The 21,225-nt window shown below is 37.5% G+C and carries 25 protein-coding genes; 20 read left to right on the forward strand and 5 right to left on the reverse strand.

The window, feature by feature from the left end; translation table 11 throughout:
- Nucleotides 1-101: 101 nt before the first annotated feature.
- From LIV57_RS19485 to LIV57_RS19495, 3 genes are read left to right on the forward strand one after another with little or no spacing between them, the layout of a single operon-like run.
- On the forward strand, nucleotides 102-1,445 hold the full coding sequence (locus LIV57_RS19485; protein ID WP_227943934.1) for a cytochrome ubiquinol oxidase subunit I: 1,344 nt from the start codon (nucleotides 102-104) through the stop codon (nucleotides 1,443-1,445).
- A complete protein-coding gene (locus tag LIV57_RS19490; protein ID WP_202844055.1) occupies nucleotides 1,442-2,446 on the forward strand; it encodes a cytochrome d ubiquinol oxidase subunit II in 1,005 nt (334 codons plus the stop codon). Before LIV57_RS19485 ends, LIV57_RS19490 begins: the two co-directional genes overlap by 4 nt.
- Before the next feature lie 5 nt (nucleotides 2,447-2,451).
- Complete coding sequence (locus tag LIV57_RS19495) at nucleotides 2,452-2,967, forward strand: ClbS/DfsB family four-helix bundle protein (RefSeq protein ID WP_227943935.1); 516 nt, start codon at nucleotides 2,452-2,454, stop codon at nucleotides 2,965-2,967.
- A gap of 36 nt (nucleotides 2,968-3,003) precedes the next feature.
- Here the strand turns inward: LIV57_RS19495 and lysS are convergent, their stop codons facing one another.
- The 4 genes from lysS to LIV57_RS19515 form a co-directional block, all read right to left on the reverse strand.
- Nucleotides 3,004-4,701, reverse strand: coding sequence for a lysine--tRNA ligase (gene lysS, locus LIV57_RS19500; RefSeq protein WP_227943936.1), 1,698 nt, complete (start codon nucleotides 4,699-4,701; stop codon nucleotides 3,004-3,006).
- A gap of 195 nt (nucleotides 4,702-4,896) precedes the next feature.
- Complete coding sequence (gene rlmF, locus LIV57_RS19505; RefSeq protein WP_227943937.1) at nucleotides 4,897-5,826, reverse strand: 23S rRNA (adenine(1618)-N(6))-methyltransferase RlmF; 930 nt, start codon at nucleotides 5,824-5,826, stop codon at nucleotides 4,897-4,899.
- Between the two features lie 3 nt (nucleotides 5,827-5,829).
- Complete coding sequence (locus LIV57_RS19510) at nucleotides 5,830-6,204, reverse strand: c-type cytochrome (protein ID WP_110009422.1); 375 nt, start codon at nucleotides 6,202-6,204, stop codon at nucleotides 5,830-5,832.
- A complete protein-coding gene (locus LIV57_RS19515; RefSeq protein ID WP_137904168.1) occupies nucleotides 6,204-6,422 on the reverse strand; it encodes a hypothetical protein in 219 nt (72 codons plus the stop codon). The genes LIV57_RS19510 and LIV57_RS19515 overlap by 1 nt, the downstream gene beginning before the upstream one ends.
- 201 nt (nucleotides 6,423-6,623) lie before the next feature.
- Between LIV57_RS19515 and LIV57_RS19520 the strand changes: the two genes are divergently transcribed.
- From LIV57_RS19520 to LIV57_RS19585, 14 genes are all read left to right on the forward strand, one after another.
- A complete protein-coding gene (locus LIV57_RS19520; protein ID WP_227943938.1) occupies nucleotides 6,624-7,076 on the forward strand; it encodes a cupin domain-containing protein in 453 nt (150 codons plus the stop codon).
- A 191-nt stretch (nucleotides 7,077-7,267) separates the two neighbouring features.
- Nucleotides 7,268-7,909 (forward strand): hypothetical protein, encoded by a 642-nt coding sequence (locus LIV57_RS19525; RefSeq protein WP_227943939.1) that lies wholly within the window; start codon nucleotides 7,268-7,270, stop codon nucleotides 7,907-7,909.
- A 246-nt stretch (nucleotides 7,910-8,155) separates the two neighbouring features.
- Nucleotides 8,156-9,580 carry an anthranilate synthase component I family protein gene (locus tag LIV57_RS19530; RefSeq protein ID WP_227943940.1) on the forward strand — a complete coding sequence of 475 codons (1,425 nt, stop codon included), beginning with the start codon at nucleotides 8,156-8,158 and terminating at the stop codon, nucleotides 9,578-9,580.
- Between the two features lie 52 nt (nucleotides 9,581-9,632).
- Complete coding sequence (locus LIV57_RS19535) at nucleotides 9,633-10,235, forward strand: anthranilate synthase component II (RefSeq protein ID WP_227943941.1); 603 nt, start codon at nucleotides 9,633-9,635, stop codon at nucleotides 10,233-10,235.
- Between the two features lie 41 nt (nucleotides 10,236-10,276).
- Complete coding sequence (trpD, locus tag LIV57_RS19540; RefSeq protein WP_227943942.1) at nucleotides 10,277-11,263, forward strand: anthranilate phosphoribosyltransferase; 987 nt, start codon at nucleotides 10,277-10,279, stop codon at nucleotides 11,261-11,263.
- Nucleotides 11,264-11,322: 59 nt separating this feature from the next.
- Nucleotides 11,323-12,096 (forward strand): indole-3-glycerol phosphate synthase TrpC, encoded by a 774-nt coding sequence (trpC, locus tag LIV57_RS19545; protein WP_227943943.1) that lies wholly within the window; start codon nucleotides 11,323-11,325, stop codon nucleotides 12,094-12,096.
- 11 nt (nucleotides 12,097-12,107) lie between these two features.
- Nucleotides 12,108-12,794: a phosphoribosylanthranilate isomerase gene (locus LIV57_RS19550; protein WP_227943944.1), complete on the forward strand. Its 687-nt coding sequence runs from the start codon at nucleotides 12,108-12,110 to the stop codon at nucleotides 12,792-12,794.
- Between the two features lie 30 nt (nucleotides 12,795-12,824).
- Entirely contained in the window at nucleotides 12,825-13,334 is a 510-nt protein-coding gene (locus tag LIV57_RS19555) for a hypothetical protein (protein ID WP_110009430.1), read from the forward strand.
- Nucleotides 13,331-13,876: a GNAT family N-acetyltransferase gene (locus tag LIV57_RS19560; protein WP_227943945.1), complete on the forward strand. Its 546-nt coding sequence runs from the start codon at nucleotides 13,331-13,333 to the stop codon at nucleotides 13,874-13,876. The genes LIV57_RS19555 and LIV57_RS19560 overlap by 4 nt, the downstream gene beginning before the upstream one ends.
- Nucleotides 13,877-13,882: 6 nt before the next feature.
- Nucleotides 13,883-15,067 carry a tryptophan synthase subunit beta gene (trpB, locus tag LIV57_RS19565; protein WP_202844096.1) on the forward strand — a complete coding sequence of 395 codons (1,185 nt, stop codon included), beginning with the start codon at nucleotides 13,883-13,885 and terminating at the stop codon, nucleotides 15,065-15,067.
- Nucleotides 15,068-15,165: 98 nt separating this feature from the next.
- On the forward strand, nucleotides 15,166-15,924 hold the full coding sequence (gene trpA / locus LIV57_RS19570; protein WP_227943968.1) for a tryptophan synthase subunit alpha: 759 nt from the start codon (nucleotides 15,166-15,168) through the stop codon (nucleotides 15,922-15,924).
- 31 nt (nucleotides 15,925-15,955) lie between these two features.
- The gene (lipB, locus tag LIV57_RS19575) at nucleotides 15,956-16,684 is read left to right on the forward strand and encodes a lipoyl(octanoyl) transferase LipB (protein WP_110009434.1); all 729 of its coding nucleotides are present in this window, start codon (nucleotides 15,956-15,958) and stop codon (nucleotides 16,682-16,684) included.
- 551 nt (nucleotides 16,685-17,235) lie between these two features.
- On the forward strand, nucleotides 17,236-18,195 hold the full coding sequence (locus LIV57_RS19580) for a protein-glutamine glutaminase (protein ID WP_110009435.1): 960 nt from the start codon (nucleotides 17,236-17,238) through the stop codon (nucleotides 18,193-18,195).
- Between the two features lie 105 nt (nucleotides 18,196-18,300).
- Nucleotides 18,301-18,576: a hypothetical protein gene (locus LIV57_RS19585; protein ID WP_227943946.1), complete on the forward strand. Its 276-nt coding sequence runs from the start codon at nucleotides 18,301-18,303 to the stop codon at nucleotides 18,574-18,576.
- A 6-nt stretch (nucleotides 18,577-18,582) separates the two neighbouring features.
- On the opposite strand, the gene LIV57_RS19590 is transcribed toward LIV57_RS19585, so the two are convergent.
- Nucleotides 18,583-19,335 (reverse strand): SDR family oxidoreductase, encoded by a 753-nt coding sequence (locus LIV57_RS19590; protein WP_227943947.1) that lies wholly within the window; start codon nucleotides 19,333-19,335, stop codon nucleotides 18,583-18,585.
- 235 nt (nucleotides 19,336-19,570) lie between these two features.
- On the opposite strand from LIV57_RS19590, the gene LIV57_RS19595 reads away from it, so the two are divergent.
- The 3 genes from LIV57_RS19595 to LIV57_RS19605 are packed head-to-tail and all read left to right on the forward strand — an operon-like array spanning nucleotide 19,571 to nucleotide 21,095.
- Nucleotides 19,571-20,203: an NAD(P)H-dependent oxidoreductase gene (locus LIV57_RS19595; protein ID WP_110009438.1), complete on the forward strand. Its 633-nt coding sequence runs from the start codon at nucleotides 19,571-19,573 to the stop codon at nucleotides 20,201-20,203.
- 32 nt (nucleotides 20,204-20,235) lie between these two features.
- Nucleotides 20,236-20,673, forward strand: coding sequence for a MarR family winged helix-turn-helix transcriptional regulator (locus LIV57_RS19600; RefSeq protein ID WP_062670961.1), 438 nt, complete (start codon nucleotides 20,236-20,238; stop codon nucleotides 20,671-20,673).
- Entirely contained in the window at nucleotides 20,670-21,095 is a 426-nt protein-coding gene (locus tag LIV57_RS19605) for an organic hydroperoxide resistance protein (protein ID WP_227943948.1), read from the forward strand. Before LIV57_RS19600 ends, LIV57_RS19605 begins: the two co-directional genes overlap by 4 nt.
- Nucleotides 21,096-21,225 lie beyond the last annotated feature (130 nt).

A 21,225-nucleotide genomic window follows, 5' to 3' on the forward strand; every position in this document is an offset into this window, starting at 1 on the left:
AAGAAACAAAATTAAAATGTATTGATGAGATAGCAACTGTTGTAAATCATATTCAACATCAATAATTTATGCTTAAATTTATTATCTGAAAAGTTGAAATTATGGATGATTTTATCGCAGCACGCGCTCAGATGGCACTCTCTCTGGGCTTTCATATCATATTCTCCTGTGTGGGTATGGTGATGCCTTTTCTGATGGCTTTTGCCCATTGGAAATATCTGAAAACCAATAACGAGGTATATAAAGGACTTACAAAAGCATGGAGTAAAGGTGTGGCTATCCTTTTTGCAACGGGAGCCGTTTCAGGAACAATGCTTTCTTTTGAACTTGGGCTTCTATGGCCAGGTTTTATGAAACATGCAGGTCCGATTTTCGGGATGCCTTTTTCTCTGGAAGGAACAGCCTTTTTCATCGAAGCGATTGCCATTGGTTTCTTTTTATATGGATGGGAAAGATTCAATAAATGGTTTCACTGGTTCTGTGGTTTTCTTGTTGGAGTAAGCGGGCTGGCTTCCGGGATTCTTGTAGTAGCGGCCAATTCCTGGATGAACTCTCCCACTGGTTTCGATTATATCAATGGACAGTATCTTAATATAGATCCTATCAAAGCGATGTTCAATGATGCGTGGTTTCCACAGGCTCTTCACATGACGGTTGCTGCATTTTGTGCAACAGGATTTGCTGTAGCAGGAGTACACGCTTTTATGATTATGCGAAAAAGAAATATTGAATTTCACACCAAAGCTTTTAGAATTGCCGTAGGTTTTGCCTTGATCGGAGCATTCGGAGCGCCTCTAAGTGGTGATGTTGCAGCTAAATCTGTTGCGGAAAGACAACCGATCAAGCTGGCTGCCATGGAAGCTCACTTTGAAACTGAAAAAGGTGCTTCATTCGTAATTGGCGGAATTCCTGACGAAGAAAAAGAAGAAGTAAAATATGCGGTGAAAATTCCAAAAGTGTTGAGTTTTCTGGTAAGTAATGATTTTAATTCTGAAGTAAAAGGTCTTAAGGATTTCCCTAGAGATGAATGGCCTCCGATTGCTGTGGTTCATTATGCTTTTCAGATTATGATTTTCTTCGGTGTGGTGATGATTGTTATCGGAGCTGTCTATTTATATGCCTTCTTCTTCAAAAAAGAATGGCTGAATAAAAACTGGTTATTAAAAACCTTTTTAATCGCAACACCTTTTGGATATATTGCTCTGGAAGCGGGATGGACGGTCACAGAAGTCGGAAGACAGCCCTGGATTATTTATGGAATTATGAGGACAGCAGATGCGGTAACTCCTATGCCGGGAATACAGTATTCATTCTATTTCTTTACGGCTATTTTCGTATCATTATCATTAATCCTTGTTTTCCTTTTAAAGAGACAGATTCAAATGGTACCGAAGCTTTACGATCCTACCGATGCTCAGTTTAACGATAAAAACAAAAAATCATGATTTACATTGTAATAGGTTTTCTCTGGCTATCCATATGTCTTTATATTATTCTGGGAGGAGCTGACTTTGGAGCAGGTATTGTAGAAATGTTCACCAATAAAAAAGCCCGCCATAAAACCCATGAGATTATGTATGAATCTATTGCTCCTGTTTGGGAAGCCAATCACATGTGGCTTATCATTGCGATTGTAATTCTCTTCGTTGGTTTTCCTGAGATTTATACGACCATGTCTACTTATCTTCACATTCCTTTAGTCTTAATGCTTTTAGGAATTATTGCAAGAGGAACAGCTTTTACGTTCAGGCATTATGATGCTGTGAAAGACAATTGGCAGGTTTTATACACTCATATTTTCTACTACGCAAGCCTTTTAACACCTTTCTTTTTAGGGTTAATAGCTGCTGCTACGGTTTCACATTCTATCAATCCTGATGCTGTAGGTTTTCTGGATTTGTATGTGTTCAGCTGGCTGAACTGGTTTGGGGTTTCTGTGGGCTTATTTACTGTAGCCCTTTGTGCTTATCTTGCTTCTATCTTTTCATTAAGAGAAACCCGTGATAAAGCAGACCTTTTGTTAATGATAAGAAAATCCAAGCAGACCATGATCTTTGTTGTGGTTACAGGAATATTGGTATTCGTAACTGCTTATATTTCAGACATTCCCCTTTTGATGTGGGTGTTTTCTAAACCTTTGGGTATTATGGCGATTGCTTTTGCTACGATTGCTTTATTGCTTATTTTAAGAGCGATGAACCGTCAAAAACTGCTTCCCGTACGTGCTTTGGCAGGATTCCAGATGGTGATGATTTTAGTAGCGGCAACGTATCAGCATAATCCGGATATTATTTTATTAGGAAACGGACAGCATCTTTCATTACTGGAACATATGGCTCCTGAAAAAACTATCGCTGCATTGGGATGGGCATTGATGCTGGGATCACTATTTATTCTTCCTTTCTTATTTTATCTGATGGCTTCTTTCAGTAAATTGAGAAAATAGTAAGTATGCAGGGTTATAAAGATAAAACAGAATTCATTGAAGAGCTAAAGAAAAGATATCTGCTCTATGATCAGGAATTTAATGATATAAAAGAAGAGGAAAAAGATCTTCGGCAGCCGGGAGTTGATAAAACTCCATCACAAAATATTTCCTATCAATTGGGTTGGACTCACCTCCTTTTACAATGGGAATCTGATGAAAGCAAAGGAATTGAAGTAAAAACTCCCACTCCTCAATACAAATGGAATAACCTGGGAGGATTGTACCAGTCTTTTTATAATCAATATGGTTCTCATACTTTACAAGAACAAAGAGAACTGCTTCGAAATAAAGTAGATGAAATTATCAACTGGATAGAAAACCTTAGTGATGACACACTATTTATTCCCGGACAGAGAAAATGGGCAACGACTCCCGCCCAGTGGCCAGTCTGGAAATGGATTCATATCAATACCGTGGCTCCGTTTAAAAACTTCAGGGCACAGCTCCGGAAATGGAAAAAAGAAAAAGGTACAGCATAACACTGTACCTTTTTTATTTATGTTTTCTGAGAAATCTTAAGCCAGTTTCATCAAAAGATTTTCGTCAATTTTCTCTACTTTCACAATATTGTTTTTTGTCAAAGTCTTGGAAGCTTTATCCCATTTTTTACCGGATAACTGGCTTCTTTCTTTTACTTCAGCCAAAGCCATCGGCTCTTCCTGGGAATTAAGGATTTCAAGGATTACTTTTTCATCCTCACCCAGTTCAATTTGTGGGACTGCTTTTTCAGGTCTCATCTGAGGGAAGAACAATACTTCCTGGATTGAGGCATTATTCGTTAAGAACATAATTAATCTGTCCATACCAATTCCTAATCCTGAAGTTGGTGGCATACCGTATTCCAGCGCTCTTAAGAAGTCCTGATCGATGAACATCGCTTCATCATCTCCTCTTTCAGATAACGCCATCTGTGCTTCAAAACGTTCTCTCTGATCGATAGGATCATTAAGCTCTGAATATGCATTAGCGATTTCTTTACCGCATACCATTAATTCAAAACGCTCTGTTAAACCTTCTTTGCTTCTGTGTTTCTTTGTCAGTGGAGACATTTCGATCGGATAATCCGTAATGAAAGTCGGCTGGATGAAGTTTCCTTCACATTTCTCACCGAAGATTTCATCGATTAATTTTCCTTTACCCATCGTCTCATTTACTTCGATACCGATAGATTTCGCGAAATCATATAATTCCTTCTCAGTTTTTCCGGTGATATCGAAACCTGTAAATTTCAGGATTGCTTCTGTCATGGAAACTCTTGGATAAGGAGCTTTGAAATCTACTTCATGTTCCCCAAAGGTAGCTTTTGTAGTTCCGTTTACCTGTATAGCACAGAATTCCAGTAATTTCTCAGTGAAATCCATCATCCAGTTGTAATCTTTGTACGCTACATAGATTTCCATAGCGGTAAATTCCGGGTTGTGTGTTCTGTCCATCCCTTCATTTCTGAAGTTTTTAGAGAACTCATATACTCCGTCAAAACCACCTACGATCAGTCTTTTCAGATATAATTCGTTGGCAATTCTTAAATATAATGGAATATCCAGCGCATTGTGGTGTGTGATAAACGGTTTTGCTGCCGCTCCACCAGGAATTGACTGTAGGATTGGTGTTTCCACTTCAAAATATCCTGCATCATTAAAGAATGTTCTCATGGCATTGAACAATTTTGTTCTCTTCACGAAAATTTCTTTTACCTGTGGGTTTACCGTTAAATCTACGTAACGCTGTCTGTATCTTAATTCAGGATCTGTAAAACCATCGTGTACTACTCCGTTTTCATCAGTTTTAGCCTGAGGCAGCGGGCGTAAAGCCTTTGTAAGAAGCGTAAAGTTTTTCACTAAAACCGTCTTCTCTCCTACCTGAGTGGTAAACAATTCTCCCTCAATACCGATAATATCACCGATATCCAGAAGGTGTTTGTATACTTCATTATATAGTTCTTTATCTTCACCCGGACAGATCTCGTCTCTGTTGAAATAAACCTGGATTTTTCCTTTAGAATCCTGCAATTCTGCAAAAGAAGCCTTTCCTTGAATTCTGCGGGACATCAATCTACCAGCGATCTTCACCTGTTTACTTTCAGAAAAATCCTGTTTAATAGATTCTGTAGTATCTGTAATTGTATACTCATCCGCAGGGAACGCATTAATCCCCATTTCAGTAAGCTTATTCAGCTTTTCTCTTCTAATGATTTCTTGTTCTGATAATTGCATTTCTTATTTTTCTAAAAGCGTACAAATTTAGGCATTTTTGACATGACCGTCAATGGCTTTTTTAAGAAATTTTAAAAAGTGGTAAAGATGCGGGGTATTGGGGTTCGGCATACGTGTTTAGAGATCAAAGATTTGAATGATTGTGCTATAACATTAAACTTTGAACTTTAAACTTTAAACTTTAAACTTTGAATTTTAAATCAACCAGCTTTTTCTGTCTTTTCGGGGAATAAACGTCCACGCCAGCATTCTGCTTACTTTTTGTCCCTGAGCCATATCGATGGTTTTCACCTCTACAGCATTTACTTTCTTTAAAAGATTGTTGAGTTTATTGAGATTATCTTTTTTGGAAACCAGACACGTGAACCAAAGAACCTGTGATGAAAACAATGTGCTTTCATTGATCATTTTAGTAATAAAAGCAATTTCACCACCTTCACACCAAAGTTCAGACTGCTGACCTCTGAAGTTAAGAAGAGGTTTTGTTTTCTTTGATTGATGGAGGTTTTTTGTTTTTCTGATATTCCCTTTCAAGGCAGATTCTTCGGAATCATGAAAAGGAGGATTACACATGGTAAAAGTGAATCTGTCTTCCGCACCGATGATATTGGTAAAAATATGATCAGCATCAGGCTGACTTTTCAACTGAATAATAGTTAAAAGATCCGGGTTCTGATCTAAAATATGCTGAGCATTTTTTAAAGAATCCTGATTGATATCCGTTCCCAGCATGGTCCAGCCATAAGATTTGCAGCTGATTAAAGGATACACGAGATTCGCGCCTGTTCCTATGTCTAATCCTTTTACAGAATTTCCTGTGGGAATTTTATTAAGTGGTTCACCTAATAGATCGGCAATATAATGTACATAGTCTGCTCTTCCCGGGATCGGTGGACAAAGATTGGTGTCAGGAATGTCCCAGCCTTTAATATTATAGAAATGTAAGAGTAAGGCTTTGTTGAGCAGTTTTACAGCCTGTGGAATGCTGAAATTAATGGTTGCCGTCTGATAGGCATTTGTAAAAACATAGTGTTTCAGTTCCGGCACACAAGAAATAAGCTGATCAAAATCGTAGGGACGACGATGCAGATTTCTTGTGTGCAGACTGGATTTTTCAGCGGACATATTTTATTTCTTCTGACTTAAAATATATTCCACCATTTTTTTGGCATCTTCTTTAGATACCTGAGGATGGGCAGCCATAGGGACACTTCCCCATACTCCACTTCCGCCTTCTATAATTTTGGAAGCCAGCAGTTCAGTATCCTTTTCAGAGTACTTTCCTGCAATTTCCTGATAAGAAGGTCCTATCATTCTCTCATTCACAGAATGGCAGCCTGAGCAGTCCAATGTTTCCATGATCTGATCACCGGAAAGATGAGACTGAGCAGGTTCTGAAACAGCTGTAGTTTCAGAAGAAGATGCCACTTCTGCTGTATTTTCTTTTTTAGAACAGGAAATGATCATAAGACCCAGTGTTCCTGCCAAAAGTATTTTTTTCATTATTTCTTCGCTGTAGAATCTGTTTTAGCAGCTTCAGGTGCAGTTGCAGCCGGAGTTGCAGCAGCTGGAGCAGCAGTTTTAGCTGTAGAATCTACCACTGTAGTTGCTTCCGGTTCCTCAAGCATTGTGTTGCTATCCTGTAAAGAGTGATCTGGCTTTTTTTTGCAGCTTGCCAATAATAAACCTCCGATAAATGCGATTGCTAATACTTTTTTCATTTTTTTCTAATTTGGAAGCAAAAATATAAAAAATAAACTTTTAAACTTATGACAAATGTTTTCTTTGAGAAATATTTTTGGGATCAGAGTTTTAATTTAACAATAAAAAATAATTCAAACTTTAGGGAAATTTAAAATAGGTTAGTATTTTTGTATATCGGATGATCCGAGCCAAAAATCAACGTATTAATTTAAAAATGTATGACCAGAAAACATGTATTGGGTACAGCTTGCTTTGCTGTACTCTCTTTTCTCCTTTTTTCATGTGATAATTCATCCAATGAACCACAATCAGAATATTCTGATAAAATTGAATCGGTAACGCTTTTAAAAACGACGAAATCCTGGGACGGAACTACGTATCCTGCGTACCCCGCAACTCAGCCGGAAATTTCGGTTCTTAAAATTGCTGTACCTCCCAATTCGGCACTGAGCTGGCATAAACATCCTGTGATTAATGCTGCTTATGTAGAAAAAGGTGAAATTCAGATTGAAAGAAAAGAGGATGGAAAAACGCAATGGATAAGAAAAGGTCAGGTGCTTCCTGAAATGGTTAATACCGGCCACAGAGGTAAAACCGGAGACCTCGGAGCAACGCTGATTGTTTTCTACAGCGGAACTCCGGATATTCCTTTATCTGAGCCAGTACAATAAATAGTTCAAACGCCAGGTTCGCAAAGTAATGATGATAAAAATTTATTTTTTTGTTCGCAAAGGCACTTCATTCAGCTAATAACAGCTCTTTTGCTAAGTGAAACGCCCTTGTGATCATTTTAACAGTCATTTAATAACATCTTTGCGATCTCAGCGTTTAAATAAAAGATTATTATAGTTATCTTTAATCCATGATTTTAATTTCAAAAATTCTGTTTTTCACCAGCCATCATGGTTTTTATACTGTGGTTCTGTTGTTTGCATTCTTTGGATTGCTCTCCTATCTGACCAAAAAAGCATGGTTTTTGATTCCGATCATTCCACTTGCTATATTGAATGGTTTTGGAGGACAGTTTCTAAATGCATGGTTTTTAAACAAATACGGAGTAGAAAGCACTGCTATTATCACCTCTGATGTAGAAACCAATTCTACCCTGAATGACATGTACATCCACGATTATGAGGCTATTGTGAAGAAACAGGACGGAAAATATACCACTACCTTTTTCTCCACCACTACTGCAGCCATTTATCCTATCAGAAATTCAATCAGAATTCCGGGTGATAAGGATATTCCTGTAAAATACATTCCAGGATATGAAAAAAACATGGTCATCCTTTATGACCAATCCAGGGAAGGAAAAATTGTATTACAAAATGAAAAAATGGCTCCTGTGAATTCTGCAAGAATCAAATATGAAGCAGACAGAACAAATAAACAATTCATTGAAGAATATATTGCTGCATTGGAAGATTATGTAAAAGACTATGATGATGAAACTTACAGAGAAAAAATCAAAGTATTGAAACAAGAACTCAAACAGCTTAAATAAGAGGTTTCAATGTTAAGTTTTTTTATTTTCAGAAATTTTTTCGTCTTTGTATAAAAAAAATTTCTACATTTGTCCTATGTTTAAGATGAACAACAATATTTGGTGGTGGCTTTCAAACTCTTCGTCGGGTCTGGAGGTATTGTCATGTTGTTAATTACAGCAGAAATAATCAAAAAACAATATATAGGCTTTGACGGATACCGTTAAAGCCTTTTTTTATTCCTTAATCTCACAAAAAACAATAAAATGTTGACCAAAACAATTACGATAAAAACCGTTTCGAAAAAAACACTGGGAGACCTTCATACTCCCATGAATATTTACCTTAAGATCAGGGATAAATTCCGTGATACGATTCTTCTGGAAAGTTCAGATTCAAAAAGTATTGATAATAACTTTTCCTTCATCGCCGTGAATGCCATTGCCGGAATTGAGGTGAAAAATCTTAACGAATATGAAATTAAACTTCCTTCTTCTGCTCCCGTAAAGCAATTTATTATGGAGCGGAATATTACAGATGTATTTGAAGAGTTTCGTCAGATTTTTAAATGTGAAGAAACCAGTGACCCTATTGAGCAGACGGCTCAGAGCCTTTTTGGCTACACAAGTTTTGAAGCGGTACAGTTTTTTGAAAACATCAGCCTTAAAGCACAAAGCAAGGAAGTAGAGATTCCTGTTTTAAGGTATAGATTGTACCAATATGTAATTGCTATCAATCATTTCAATGATGAAATGTATATTATTGAAAACTGTATTGATGGCGTAAAATCTGAATTCCATCTGTTGGAAAATCTCATTAAAAATCAGAATACTCCGGTTTACCCATTCGAGAAAATAAGCGAAGAAACATCTAATATTACAGATGACGAATATATTGAACTAGTAAAAACAGCCCAGAAACACTGTATGCGCGGAGATGTCTTCCAGCTGGTTCTGAGCAGAAGATTCGAGCAGAAATTCAAAGGGGATGAGTTCAACGTGTATCGTGCTTTGAGAAATATCAATCCTTCTCCTTACTTATTCTATTTTGATTACGGAAATTACAAATTATTCGGATCGAGTCCTGAAAGCCAGTTAATCATCAAAAACAATAAAGCAATTATTCACCCGATTGCAGGAACATCCAAAAGAACGGGAAATTTTGAAGCTGACCTTGAAGCTATTGAAGTCCTGAAAGCTGATCCTAAAGAAAACGCAGAACATACCATGCTGGTGGATCTGGCAAGAAATGATCTTGGAAAACTTGGAAAAAATGTAACGGTTACCAGGCTTAAAGAAATCCAGCTGTTCTCGCATGTTATTCATATGGTAAGTGAGGTGACTGCAGATGTTTCTGATGACATCAATCCTCTGGAAATGGTTTCCGCTACTTTCCCTCAGGGAACACTGAGCGGTGCACCCAAGCATAAAGCGCTTCAGCTGATCAATCAATATGAAAAAGATTCCCGCGGCTATTATGGCGGTTGTATCGGAATCATCGGACTGAACGGAACCTGCAACCAGGCCATTATGATCAGAACTTTCTTAAGTAAAAACAATACCTTATTTTATCAGGCTGGTGCCGGTCTTGTAGCAAAATCTGTCCCTGAAAGTGAATTACAGGAAGTCAACAACAAACTGAATGCACTGAAAAAAGCCGTAGAAAAAGCAGAAAAAATAGTTGAAAAATAAACCCACCAGCTAGCAACAAAAAAAAACCAGCAACTATCTAACAAAAAAAGCAATGAACAGCAATATAAACACTCAGCAGACGCCACTTAAAGTTCTCGTTTTTGACAATTACGACAGCTTTACCTATAACCTTGTTCAGATTATTGAAAGAATTCTGAACCAAAGAGTAGATGTGGTAAGAAACGATGAAATTACCCTTGAAGAGATTGGAAAATACGACAAAATCATCCTTTCTCCCGGTCCCGGAATTCCTGAAGAAGCAGGTATTTTATTAGACCTTATTAAAGAATATGCTCCTTCAAAAAGTATCCTTGGAGTATGTCTCGGACAGCAGGCCATTGCTGAAGCTTTCGGAGGGAGTTTGATCAATTTGTCCGAAATCTTTCACGGAGTGGCTACCACTACCGATCTGGTGAAAGAAGGCACCAAATTATTTAAGGATTTACATTCAGGATTGGAAGTGGGAAGATACCACAGCTGGGCAGTCAATACTGAAGATTTCCCGGAAGAACTGGAAATCACAGCCGTAGATAAAGACGGAATGATCATGGCTTTGCAGCACAAAACCTATGATGTACACGGAGTACAGTTTCACCCTGAAAGCATTTTAACGCCGGAAGGAGAAGTAATCATTAAAAACTTTCTGTTGTCATGAAAACCTTAGAAAGTCCTTCAACAACCATAAAAATACCACAAATGAAAGAAATACTTCAATACCTGTTCAACCATAATACGCTTTCAAAATCAGAAGCGAAGGCTACCATGATTGAGATTGCACAAAATAAATTCAACGCTGCGGAAGTGACTGCTTTTATCAGTGTTTTCCTGATGCGGAATATCACATTGAAAGAGCTGGAAGGTTTCAGAGAAGCATTATTACAGATGGCTGTTCCTGTAAATATCGATGCCAGTGATGCGATTGATATTGTAGGAACAGGAGGTGACGGAAAAGATACCATCAATATATCCACTCTGGCCAGTTTTGTTGTAGCCGGAGCCGGACAGAAGGTAATAAAACATGGAAATTACGGTGCTTCTACCACTACAGGTTCTTCCAATGTACTGGAAGAACTGGGATATCAGTTTAAAAACAGCTCAGAGCAATTGAATGAAGATCTTGAAAGGGCAAACATCTGCTTTTTGCATGCTCCCTATTTTCATCCTGCGCTGCAATCTGTCGGGTTATTAAGAAAGTCGCTGGGATTAAGAACCTTCTTTAACCTTTTGGGTCCTTTGGTCAATCCGGCAAAGCCCAGATATTCAATGATTGGAGTTTATAATCTGGAAATTGCAAGAATTTATCAGTATCTTCTTCAAAAGGAAGAACGTGAATTTATTCTGGTGCATGGTCTTGACGGATATGATGAAATAAGTCTTACCGGCGACAGCAAAATCATCACCAAAAACGGAGAAGAAATTTATTCTGCAGAAGATTTAGGTTTCAATCCGGTAACGCTGGAAGATATTAAAGCAGGAAACTCCATTCGGGAAACGGCAAAAATATTTATGAATATTCTGGAAGGAAACGGTACAGAACAGCAGAACTCAGTAATCCTTGCCAACGCTTCAGCCGCACTTTACAACACCCATAAATTCGGGACCTACGATAACTGTCTTCTCATGGCTGATGAAAGTCTGCAAAGCGGAAAAGCATTAAATAGTTTTAATCTTTTGATCCAATAAGATTCACCATTCACTTGCAAAGCAAAATTCACTATTGACTATATTACAGACACAAAAAAATGACTATACTGGATAAAATTATTGAACGAAAAAAAGAGGAGGTTGCTGCTGCAAAATTGCGCATTTCCCTTGACCGGTTAAAAGACACCTCTTTTTTTGGAAGACCAACCTATTCATTAAAAGAATCTATCAAAAATAAGAGCGGAATTATCGCTGAGTTTAAAAGACAATCACCTTCAAAAGGGATCATCAATAATAATGTACAGCCTTTGGAAGTAGTTTCTGCTTACGAAAATTCTGGAGCCAGCGGGGTTTCTATCCTGACTGATCATGATTTTTTCGGAGGAAATTTAAATGATATTCTCAGTGTAAGAAATGACATCAATATTCCGATTCTGCGAAAAGATTTTATGATTGATGAGTACCAGTTTTATGAAGCTAAAAGCATCGGTGCTGATGTTGTTCTGTTGATCGCATCATGCCTTTCACCGGATCAGGTACAGGAATTTACTGAACTGGCTCATCAACTGAAAATGGAGGTTTTACTGGAAATTCATACAGAAGATGAACTGAAGCATTTCAATTCAGAAATTGATTTGGTAGGAATTAATAACAGAAACCTTAAAGATTTTAAAGTTGATCTACAGCATTCCGTTCAGCTGAAAAACCAGCTTCCAAAAGGCGTTTTGTCTGTTGCAGAAAGCGGCATTTACAATCTTAAAGATTTTCAGTTTTTAAAAGAAAAAGGATTTGACGGTTTCCTGATGGGCGAATATTTCATGAAAAATACAGATCCTGCCAAAGCTTTTGAAGAATTTGCTTCTCAAATTTAAACACAATAACAATGAACCTGCAACCTACAACCTCAAACCTGCCACCTCAACTCAAAGTCTGCGGTCTTACAAAACCGGACCAGATTCAGGAATTGATTGCTATGAATACAGATTTTCTCGGTTTTATCTTCTACGAAAAATCGCCGAGATGTGTTTTGAATCATCTGAGTCTGGAAGAGATCTCAACCATTGATCACCAGGGAAAAGTGGGCGTTTTTGTCAATGAAGAAGCAGATATCATTGTAAAGATCGTTCAGCATGCAGATTTGAATTTTGTACAGCTTCACGGTGATGAAAGTAATGACTTTATTGCTGAATTAAGACAAAAGCTGAATCCGGAAGTTGGTATTATTAAAGTCATCAGAATAGGAAACAAAGCAGCTGAAAATAAAATTAATATAACGCAGGCTTTTAACTTTCAACCGACAACCTGCAACTCACAGCCTATCACCTACTATCTATTCGATACTGACAGCAAAGCCTTTGGCGGAACAGGAAAACAATTCGACTGGAATATTCTGAATGAATTTGAGATTCCTCTGCCGTACTTTTTAAGCGGCGGAATTTCTGAAGATAGTATCTGTGATGTAAAAACATTGAAGCAACAGCCTTTCGCTTTGGATATTAATTCAAAGTTTGAAACAGAACCCGGCAGTAAAAATATTGAAAGGATAAAAAAATTTAAAACCCAATTTTAATAAAATAAATAACACATAAAAAACACAAGGATGAATATACATTTGCTAAAGAAGACATTTTATAAAACATTATTTCCGCCTAAATTCGGGAATGAAAAAATCCAGAATCTGTACCATTTTGTTGCACAGAACGACAGCAATACAGAACATTGGGAAGCGGGTGGATTATTGTCCGATTTCATTTGTATTATTAAAGATTTTGAAGAAAGTGATATCCAGTATTTTTTTGAAAGAATCAGTTTATGGAACAGTTATTATCTGGTTATTATTTCAGATAAATTTTTGGAAAACCATGTAAAATCCAGTGTAAAGTATGACCTGGGATTGATTTATTCTAAAATTTTTCTGCTTTACGAGGATTCCGATCCTTATTTTCTGATTGACAACCTTGAAATTGCCATTACCATGTATCAGTCGAAAATAGATAAAGCAACCTTAATTGACTTAATGCATAAAATAGAATTATTATATTATAAAAAACTGATCACCAAACAACAATATGATTACCATCTTACATTTATTAATAGTTTAAACCCATGAAATATCAAGTAAAAGAAACGAAAGATTTAACAGAAGCCGAAATAAAACACATCCTGGAACTTTGGGATATTTCTGCATGGAACACCATGAAATCATCCTACTTCCGCTCTTTTTTTAAAGACTCAGAATTTCATTTTCTGATGGATACGGATGAAAGCATATTGGCCGTTATGAGAGTGAATTTTGATTTCACCTTACAAATAGCAGATAATGAGTATTCCTTTGCGGAGGTGGTAGGACTTGTCTCTGCTCATAAAAAGAAAGGATATGCAGAAGCGCTGGTTCGTCATTTCAAAGAAAATGCCATACATAGAAATCTGGAGGCGATAGGTTTCTGTCATTCAGATCTTCGTCCTTTTTATGAAAAGTGTGACATCGAAATTCTTCATGATAAAGCAAGAATGATCAAAGAAAGTGTCGGCCCGGAGTGGGTGAATTCTGAAGATGATGATATTTTGCTTTTCCACACAACACAGGAAAGAAAAGAACTGCTCAACCAGCTGAGTTCACAAAACAATGCTTATTTAATGACTAAAGAATAAAAAAAAATGAATTATAAAAACCCCGATGAAAACGGATATTACGGAGAGTTTGGAGGAGCCTTTATCCCCGAAATGCTCTATCCGAATGTAGAAGAACTGCAAAAAAACTATCTTGAAATCATAGAGTCTGAAGATTTCCAAGCTGAGTATCAGGATTTGCTGAAAAACTATGTTGGGCGGGCCACTCCCTTATATTTTGCTAAAAATTTAAGTCAGAAATACAAGACTCAGATCTATTTGAAAAGAGAAGATCTCAACCATACCGGAGCTCACAAAATCAATAATGCTCTGGGCCAGGTTTTATTAGCGAAACGTCTTGGAAAAACCAGGATTATTGCAGAAACCGGAGCCGGACAGCATGGCGTTGCTACCGCTACAGCATGTGCTTTGCTTGGTCTAGAATGCATCGTCTATATGGGAGAAATTGATATCCAGAGACAGGCTCCCAATGTAGCGAGAATGAAAATGCTGGGAGCAGAAGTAGTGGCTGCTACTTCAGGTTCAAAAACCCTGAAAGATGCAGTAAATGAAGCATTAAGAGACTGGATCAACAATCCTGTGACGACTCATTATGTGATTGGAAGTGTAGTGGGACCTCATCCTTTTCCGGATCTTGTAGCACGATTCCAGAGTATTATTTCAAAGGAAATCAAAGAACAGCTGAAAGAGAAAATAGGTAGAGAAAATCCGGATTATGTGATTGCCTGTGTGGGCGGAGGAAGCAATGCTGCCGGAACTTTCTATCATTTTGTTGAAGAAAAAGAGGTGAAAATCATTGCTGCTGAAGCCGGAGGATTGGGAGTGGATTCCGGAAAATCGGCTGCTACCACTTTCCTGGGAACGCTTGGTGTTCTTCACGGAAGCAAAAGTCTTGTGATGCAGACAGCAGACGGCCAGGTTATTGAGCCCCACTCTATTTCTGCCGGACTGGATTACCCGGGAATCGGGCCTTTTCACGCGCATTTATTTAAAGAAAAAAGAGCTGAATTCTTTAGCATTAATGATGATGAAGCTTTGAAATGTGCCTTTGAGTTAACCAGACTGGAAGGAATTATCCCCGCACTGGAAAGTTCTCACGCACTGGCTGTTCTGGATAAGAAGAAATTTAATGAGAATGATGTTGTGGTCATTTGCCTGAGCGGCCGAGGAGATAAGGATATGGAAACGTATCTTAAAGAAATTAGAAGTTAGATACTGGAAATTAGTAAGTATTACCTAATAACAAGTATTCACCTTCTAACAAGTATTCACCTTCTAACAAGTATTCACCTTCTAACTTCTACCCTCTAATTTCTAACCTCTATAATAAAAAAATGAAAAAACTAAATATATACTTCACAGCAGGAATTCCACAACTGGAAGATACCGCTGATATTATACAACTGATTCAGGATTCCGGAGCAGATATGATTGAAATCGGAATGCCTTATTCTGATCCTGTGGCAGACGGCCCTGTCATCCAGAAAGCTCACGAACTGGCTTTGCAAAACGGAATGACGATTGAAAAACTGTTATCTCAGCTAAAAGCCATCAAAGACAAAATCAACATTCCAATTATCCTGATGGGATATATCAATCCGGTATTGAGTTTCGGATTTGAGAAATTCTGTGCGGCTTGTGCGGAAAGTGGTGTTTCAGGATTGATCCTACCCGATCTTCCTCCTATTGAGTTTGAGAAAAATTATCAGTCAATATTAAAACAATACAATCTTAATTTCACTTTCCTTGTAACACCGGAAACCTCTGATGAAAGGATGATCTATCTGGATTCTTTAAGTTCTGGTTTTCTCTATGCAGTAAGCTCTTCTTCTACCACAGGAAATGAAAATGCAGTTGTAAAAAATGAGAACTACCTTTCCAGGGTAGCTTCCCTTCCTCTAAAAAATCCGGTAATGATCGGATTCGGGATTAAAACGAAAGAAGACTTCGAAAATGTAACGGAAAAAGCGGATGGCGGCATCATTGGAACTGCTTTCGTAAATATTTTACTTCAGGATAGAGACTGGAAGAAGAATGCCATAGATTTTATCCATTCCATAAAAGGGTAAAATTCACTAAATTTGTATATCAAAAATTGAAATGAATACAAATCAAAATAAAGCAGTAGAATTTGAAGATTTAGGAATCAAAGAATATCAGCCAGCCTGGGATTATCAGGAGCAACTGATGAAAAACATCATTGATACCAAAATAAAAAACAGAGACCTTCCTGCGGAACAGCATAGTATTACTCCCAACCACCTTCTTTTCGTAGAGCATCCTCACGTGTATACGTTAGGAAAAAGCGGACATGAAGAAAATATGCTTGCCGGTATTGATAAGCTGAAAGAAATTGAGGCTACCTTTGTGAAAGTAAACCGCGGCGGGGATATTACCTATCATGGTTACGGACAGGTTGTAGGCTACCCTATTCTGGATCTTGAAAACTTTTTTACGGATATTCATTTATATATGAGGAATCTGGAAGAAGTGATCATCAGAACCATTGCCGAATATGGTATTAAAGGAGAACGTTCCCCGGGAGAGACCGGAGTATGGCTGGATGTGGGAAAACCTTACGCCAGAAAAATGTGTGCCATGGGAGTGAAAGCTTCCCGTTGGGTAACTCTTCACGGCTTTGCATTGAATGTGAATACGGATATGCGTTATTTTGAATATATCATTCCATGTGGGATCAAAGATAAGCAGGTTACTTCGTTAAAAAGAGAGCTTGAAAGAGAACTGACACCTGAAGAAATGGAAGAACTGAAAGCAAAGATCAGAAAGCATTTCGCAGACGTTTTTCAGGCAGAATTGATTTACAAATAGTCAAGTTTACTTACAATAAAATAAGCCCGGTTTCAATAGTTGAAACCGGGCTTTTAGTTTTATGATAATGTTATTTTTATTCGCTTAGATTATCCACAACGTTTGTCATTCCACAGGATCCATACCTCAAAATCTATTTTAAAATTCTTCTTGCTTTTCAGAATTCTACTATTATTGAGACTTTTTTTAGATTTAATCCGTATTACATAGTTTAGATTCCTACGGAATGGACAAAGTATAAATAGACTTATCTTATTGAAGAACATTTGTATGTCAGGAATAAACTATCCATCCACCTTGTCCATTCCGTAGGAATTCAGATCTCGAAATTCTATTTTAAAATTTTCTATGTTTCAAAATTCTACTATTAAAAACCTAAGGTTTTTTAGTTGTTTTCAATATTATAAAATCAATAAAACAAAAAAAATAATGTATTTTTTTCAAAAAAAATCTTGCATATCTTTTAATTTTTATTACTTTTAATGTCACAAATAAGTGAACTATCATAATTAAAAAGTTCACTGAAAAACTAACCACAAAATATAAAAACTATGAAAAAATTTCTGTTATCCATGATGGTATTCGTGACGGTACTGTCAGTGAATTCCTGCTCAGATTCAGCTGCCAACCAGGATCCTAATCTTGTTGCCAAGGAGTCTAATGAAATCGCCATGAAAGATTTCGGTAAAACTGTTCCGGTAGGGATTGAAAAAGAAGATGGAAAATTTAAAATCTCATTTATGGTTACTGCACAGCCGTACGAAATTGCGGACAGTAAAGAGAATGCAGGTTATATTTCCATGATCAGACAGGCTGTTGAAAACGAAACTCCTGTTCATGTTTTCCTTAAAGCCAATACCAATAAAATTGCGAAAGTAGAAAAAGCAACTGCTGATGACATCCGTTATTTCAAATCGGTATTCAACAAAGAAGAAAGAGGAGAAAGTAATAAAGCTGTAAGTGTTATTCCTAATCTTGCTACGTTAAACAGTCTTTTTACCCAGATCAAAAACCAGGCTTGTGGAACTTCTACGGCATCTTCACCATGTATTACCTTCAGATATCCTGTGGATGGATGCTACGCAAGAGCGCACAAAATGAGACAAATACTCTTGAACGCAGGTTATGATTGTGAAAAACAGTTCGTTTACGGTAATCTGAGAGCGTCTACCGGAACCTGCTGTGTATCATGGGTATATCACGTAGCCATTTTGGTAAGCTTCAAAAATGCATCAGGAATTGTTGAGAAAAGAATCATTGATCCGTCATTATTCTCCAGCGGACCGGTAACCGATTCTGCATGGAGAGCTGCTTGCACCAATACAAGCTGTGGATCTGCTTCAGTATCTTCTTATGCCAATACCGCAGGAAACGTATACTACAGAAGTCCATCAGGATCTCTGTTATATGATAACAATTATGTGAATACCAACTGTGTATTGAACATATTCTCATCCCTTTCCGGATGTTCTCCTTCCCCTGCACCTAGTGTAGCGAGCTGTGGATTCTAACTAATTTATATAGAGCTCCTGCCGATATTTTGATATATTGCAGGAGCTTTTTACTTAATCTTTTCTATTATGAAAGCCTGGTCCTGTTTACTATTACTTTTTATTATGATTACATCCTGTTCCGGAAACTCCACTCCGCAGAATTTAACCTGGTATAATAATGCCACTATTTCCGATATTACTGAAGATCCGGACAAACCCAATGAAGTGGTACGTGTTGCTATAGGAATCAGTGCGCAGGTATTTTATCTTTCAAAAAAATCGCCGGAATATAAAAGCCTGATGGAAAAAGCTACCCAAAGCTTTAAAAAAGGTAAGGCCTATAATATTGGTATTGAAAATAAAACCAATATCATTAAAGAAATTAAAGAGGCCAAATAATCCGGATTATCTGATCACAGAAATTCCGGCATCCACTTTCACTTCTGCCCCATGGATATAGGACGCTTCTTCTGAAGCCAGAAACAGAACTACACTGGCTATTTCTGAAGGCTCTCCCTGTCTTTTAAAAGGGATTGTCGGAATAATATCATCAATAGCGCTTTCTATCTGCTCTCCGGTTAAACCTGTATTATTAAAAATATTGGTTTTAATATGTCCGGGACTTACTCCATTCACACGGATTCCACGTTCTGTAAGTTCTACAGCAAACGTTTTGATCATTGACTGCACTGCAGATTTTGCTGCAGAATACACCGAAAAATTAGGCATCGCAATCTCTGTTGCCACGGAAGTATTGAAAATAACGGAGCTTCCGCTTTTCATTAATGGCAACACCTGCTGTACCGTAAAAAACGGTCCTTTCACCAGCATATTAAATAATTCATCAAACTGATTTTCATCCACATATTCCACAGGTGCAAATCTTCCATACCCTGCATTGGCAAAAACCAGATCAATACGTTCTGTATATTTTCTGATTTCATGCTGCAGGTTCATAAGGTCTTTCATATTTCCGGCATTGGAAACAATTCCAAAAGCCTTTTCTCCAAGTTTATCTAAAGCACTATTCACCGTTTCTTCACTTCTTCCGGTAATGATCACAGATCCTCCTTCTTCAATGAATTTCTGAGCGGTAGCCAAACCCATCCCATTGGTTCCTCCGGTAATTAAAGCGGTTTTGTTTTTAAATCTCTGCATTGTTTTAAGTTTAAAATTCTACGGCAAAGATTGGAATACTACGGCTTTGAAAAAATCCAGTTCTTGTGGAATTGAGTGGAAAGGCAAAAAGTTCATCAATAATTGTCATCAATAAAATCATTCAAAATTAAATTGCACACAATTAAATTGGCCATATATTTGTATCGTTAATTGAGTCAGTTCAAAACTGACATTTAATCATCAATAAGTAGTTTAATTTAAAACAAAAAGAAAAATGTCATTAATAGAAAATCTAAACTGGAGACATGCTGTAAAAGCTTATGATCCGACCAAAAAAGTATCACAGGAAGACCTTAATACGATTTTAGAATCAGCAAGACTGGCTCCTACTTCATCGGGCTTACAACCGTTCAGAATTATTGTAGTGGAAAACCAGGAACTGAAAGAAAAAATGGTAGCAGGAGCTTTAAACCCTGAAGTAATGAGAGATTCTTCTCACGTTTTGGTCTTTGCAGCATGGGACAGTTATTCTAATGAAAAAATTGACAAAGTTTACGATTATCATACGGATGTAAGAGATCTTCCAAGAGGCCGCTTCGGAAGCTATACCGATAAAATTAAAGAAATATATGGTGCGCAGACTCCTGAAGAGCATTTTGCCCACACTGCCCGCCAGACTTATATTGCCTTAGGAATTGCGCTTGCACAGGCTGCAGAACTTAAAATCGACAGTACTCCGGCGGAAGGATTCAGCAATGAGGTGGTAGATGAAGTACTGGGACTAAGAGAACTGGGATTAAAAAGTGTAAGCCTTTTATACCTTGGATACCGCGACGAAGCTAATGACTGGCTTTCTACTATGAAAAAAGTCAGAATTCCAATGGATGAATTTATCATAAAAAAGTAATACCTTCATCGAATCTTTCGTACCCCAAAATTATGGAAAATCCGAAAACACCTAAACTGGAAAACCAGATTTGTTTCCCATTGTATGTCATTGCCAAAGAGATTACAGGGCTTTACCGTCCTTTTCTTGATGAGCTGGGTATTACCTATCCGCAATATCTTGTGATGATGATATTATGGGACGGTGACGGACTTACGGTAACCCATATCGGAGAAAAACTGTTTCTGGACAGTGGTACTTTGACCCCTCTTCTTAAAAGGCTGGAGTCTAAAGGATTTATTATCCGAAAAAGAAAAAAAGAGGACGAAAGAGTGGTTGAAGTATTTTTAGACGAAGCAGGAAAACAGCTTCAGCAAAAGGCTTGTGAAATTCCGGGAAAAATTCAGGAAAAACTGGGAATACAACCGGAAGAGCTGCTGCACCTTAAAGACACCGTCTTAAAAATCTTAAACAAAATAGAAAATAAATGAAAACGTTATATACCACTCAGGTCACTGCTCAAGGAGGAAGAAACGGACAGGTGAAGAGTGAAAACGGAGTGCTGGATCTTGATGTAAGAATGCCGAAAGCTTTAGGAGGAGCCAATGATGATTTTGCCAATCCTGAAATGCTTTTTGCAGCGGGATATTCTGCCTGTTTCGACAGCGCTCTGAACAGAGTCATCAGTCTTTCTAAAGTAAAAACAGGTGAAACAACAGTGACTGCTCAGGTAAGCATAGGTCAGCTTGACAATGGCGGCTTTGGATTGGCAGCAGAACTGGATGTCAATATTCCCGGAGTTTCTCTTGAAGAGGCACAGGCCTTGACAGAAAAAGCACACCAGATCTGTCCTTATTCTAATGCGACCAGAAATAATATGGAGGTGAAACTTACAGTCACCAACAACGATTAATCCAATTTTTTTAAGCATAGTTATAACGAAAGGAGCTGTTCCATGGAAACAGCTCCTTTTTTTTATTTTCCCACAGATTTCGCTGATGACGCAGATGATTGAGGATAATTTTATGTATACTATATAATGC

It is taken from the genome of Chryseobacterium sp. X308 (genome assembly GCF_020733145.1).
GTDB classification, from domain to species: Bacteria; Bacteroidota; Bacteroidia; order Flavobacteriales; family Weeksellaceae; genus Chryseobacterium; species Chryseobacterium cupriresistens.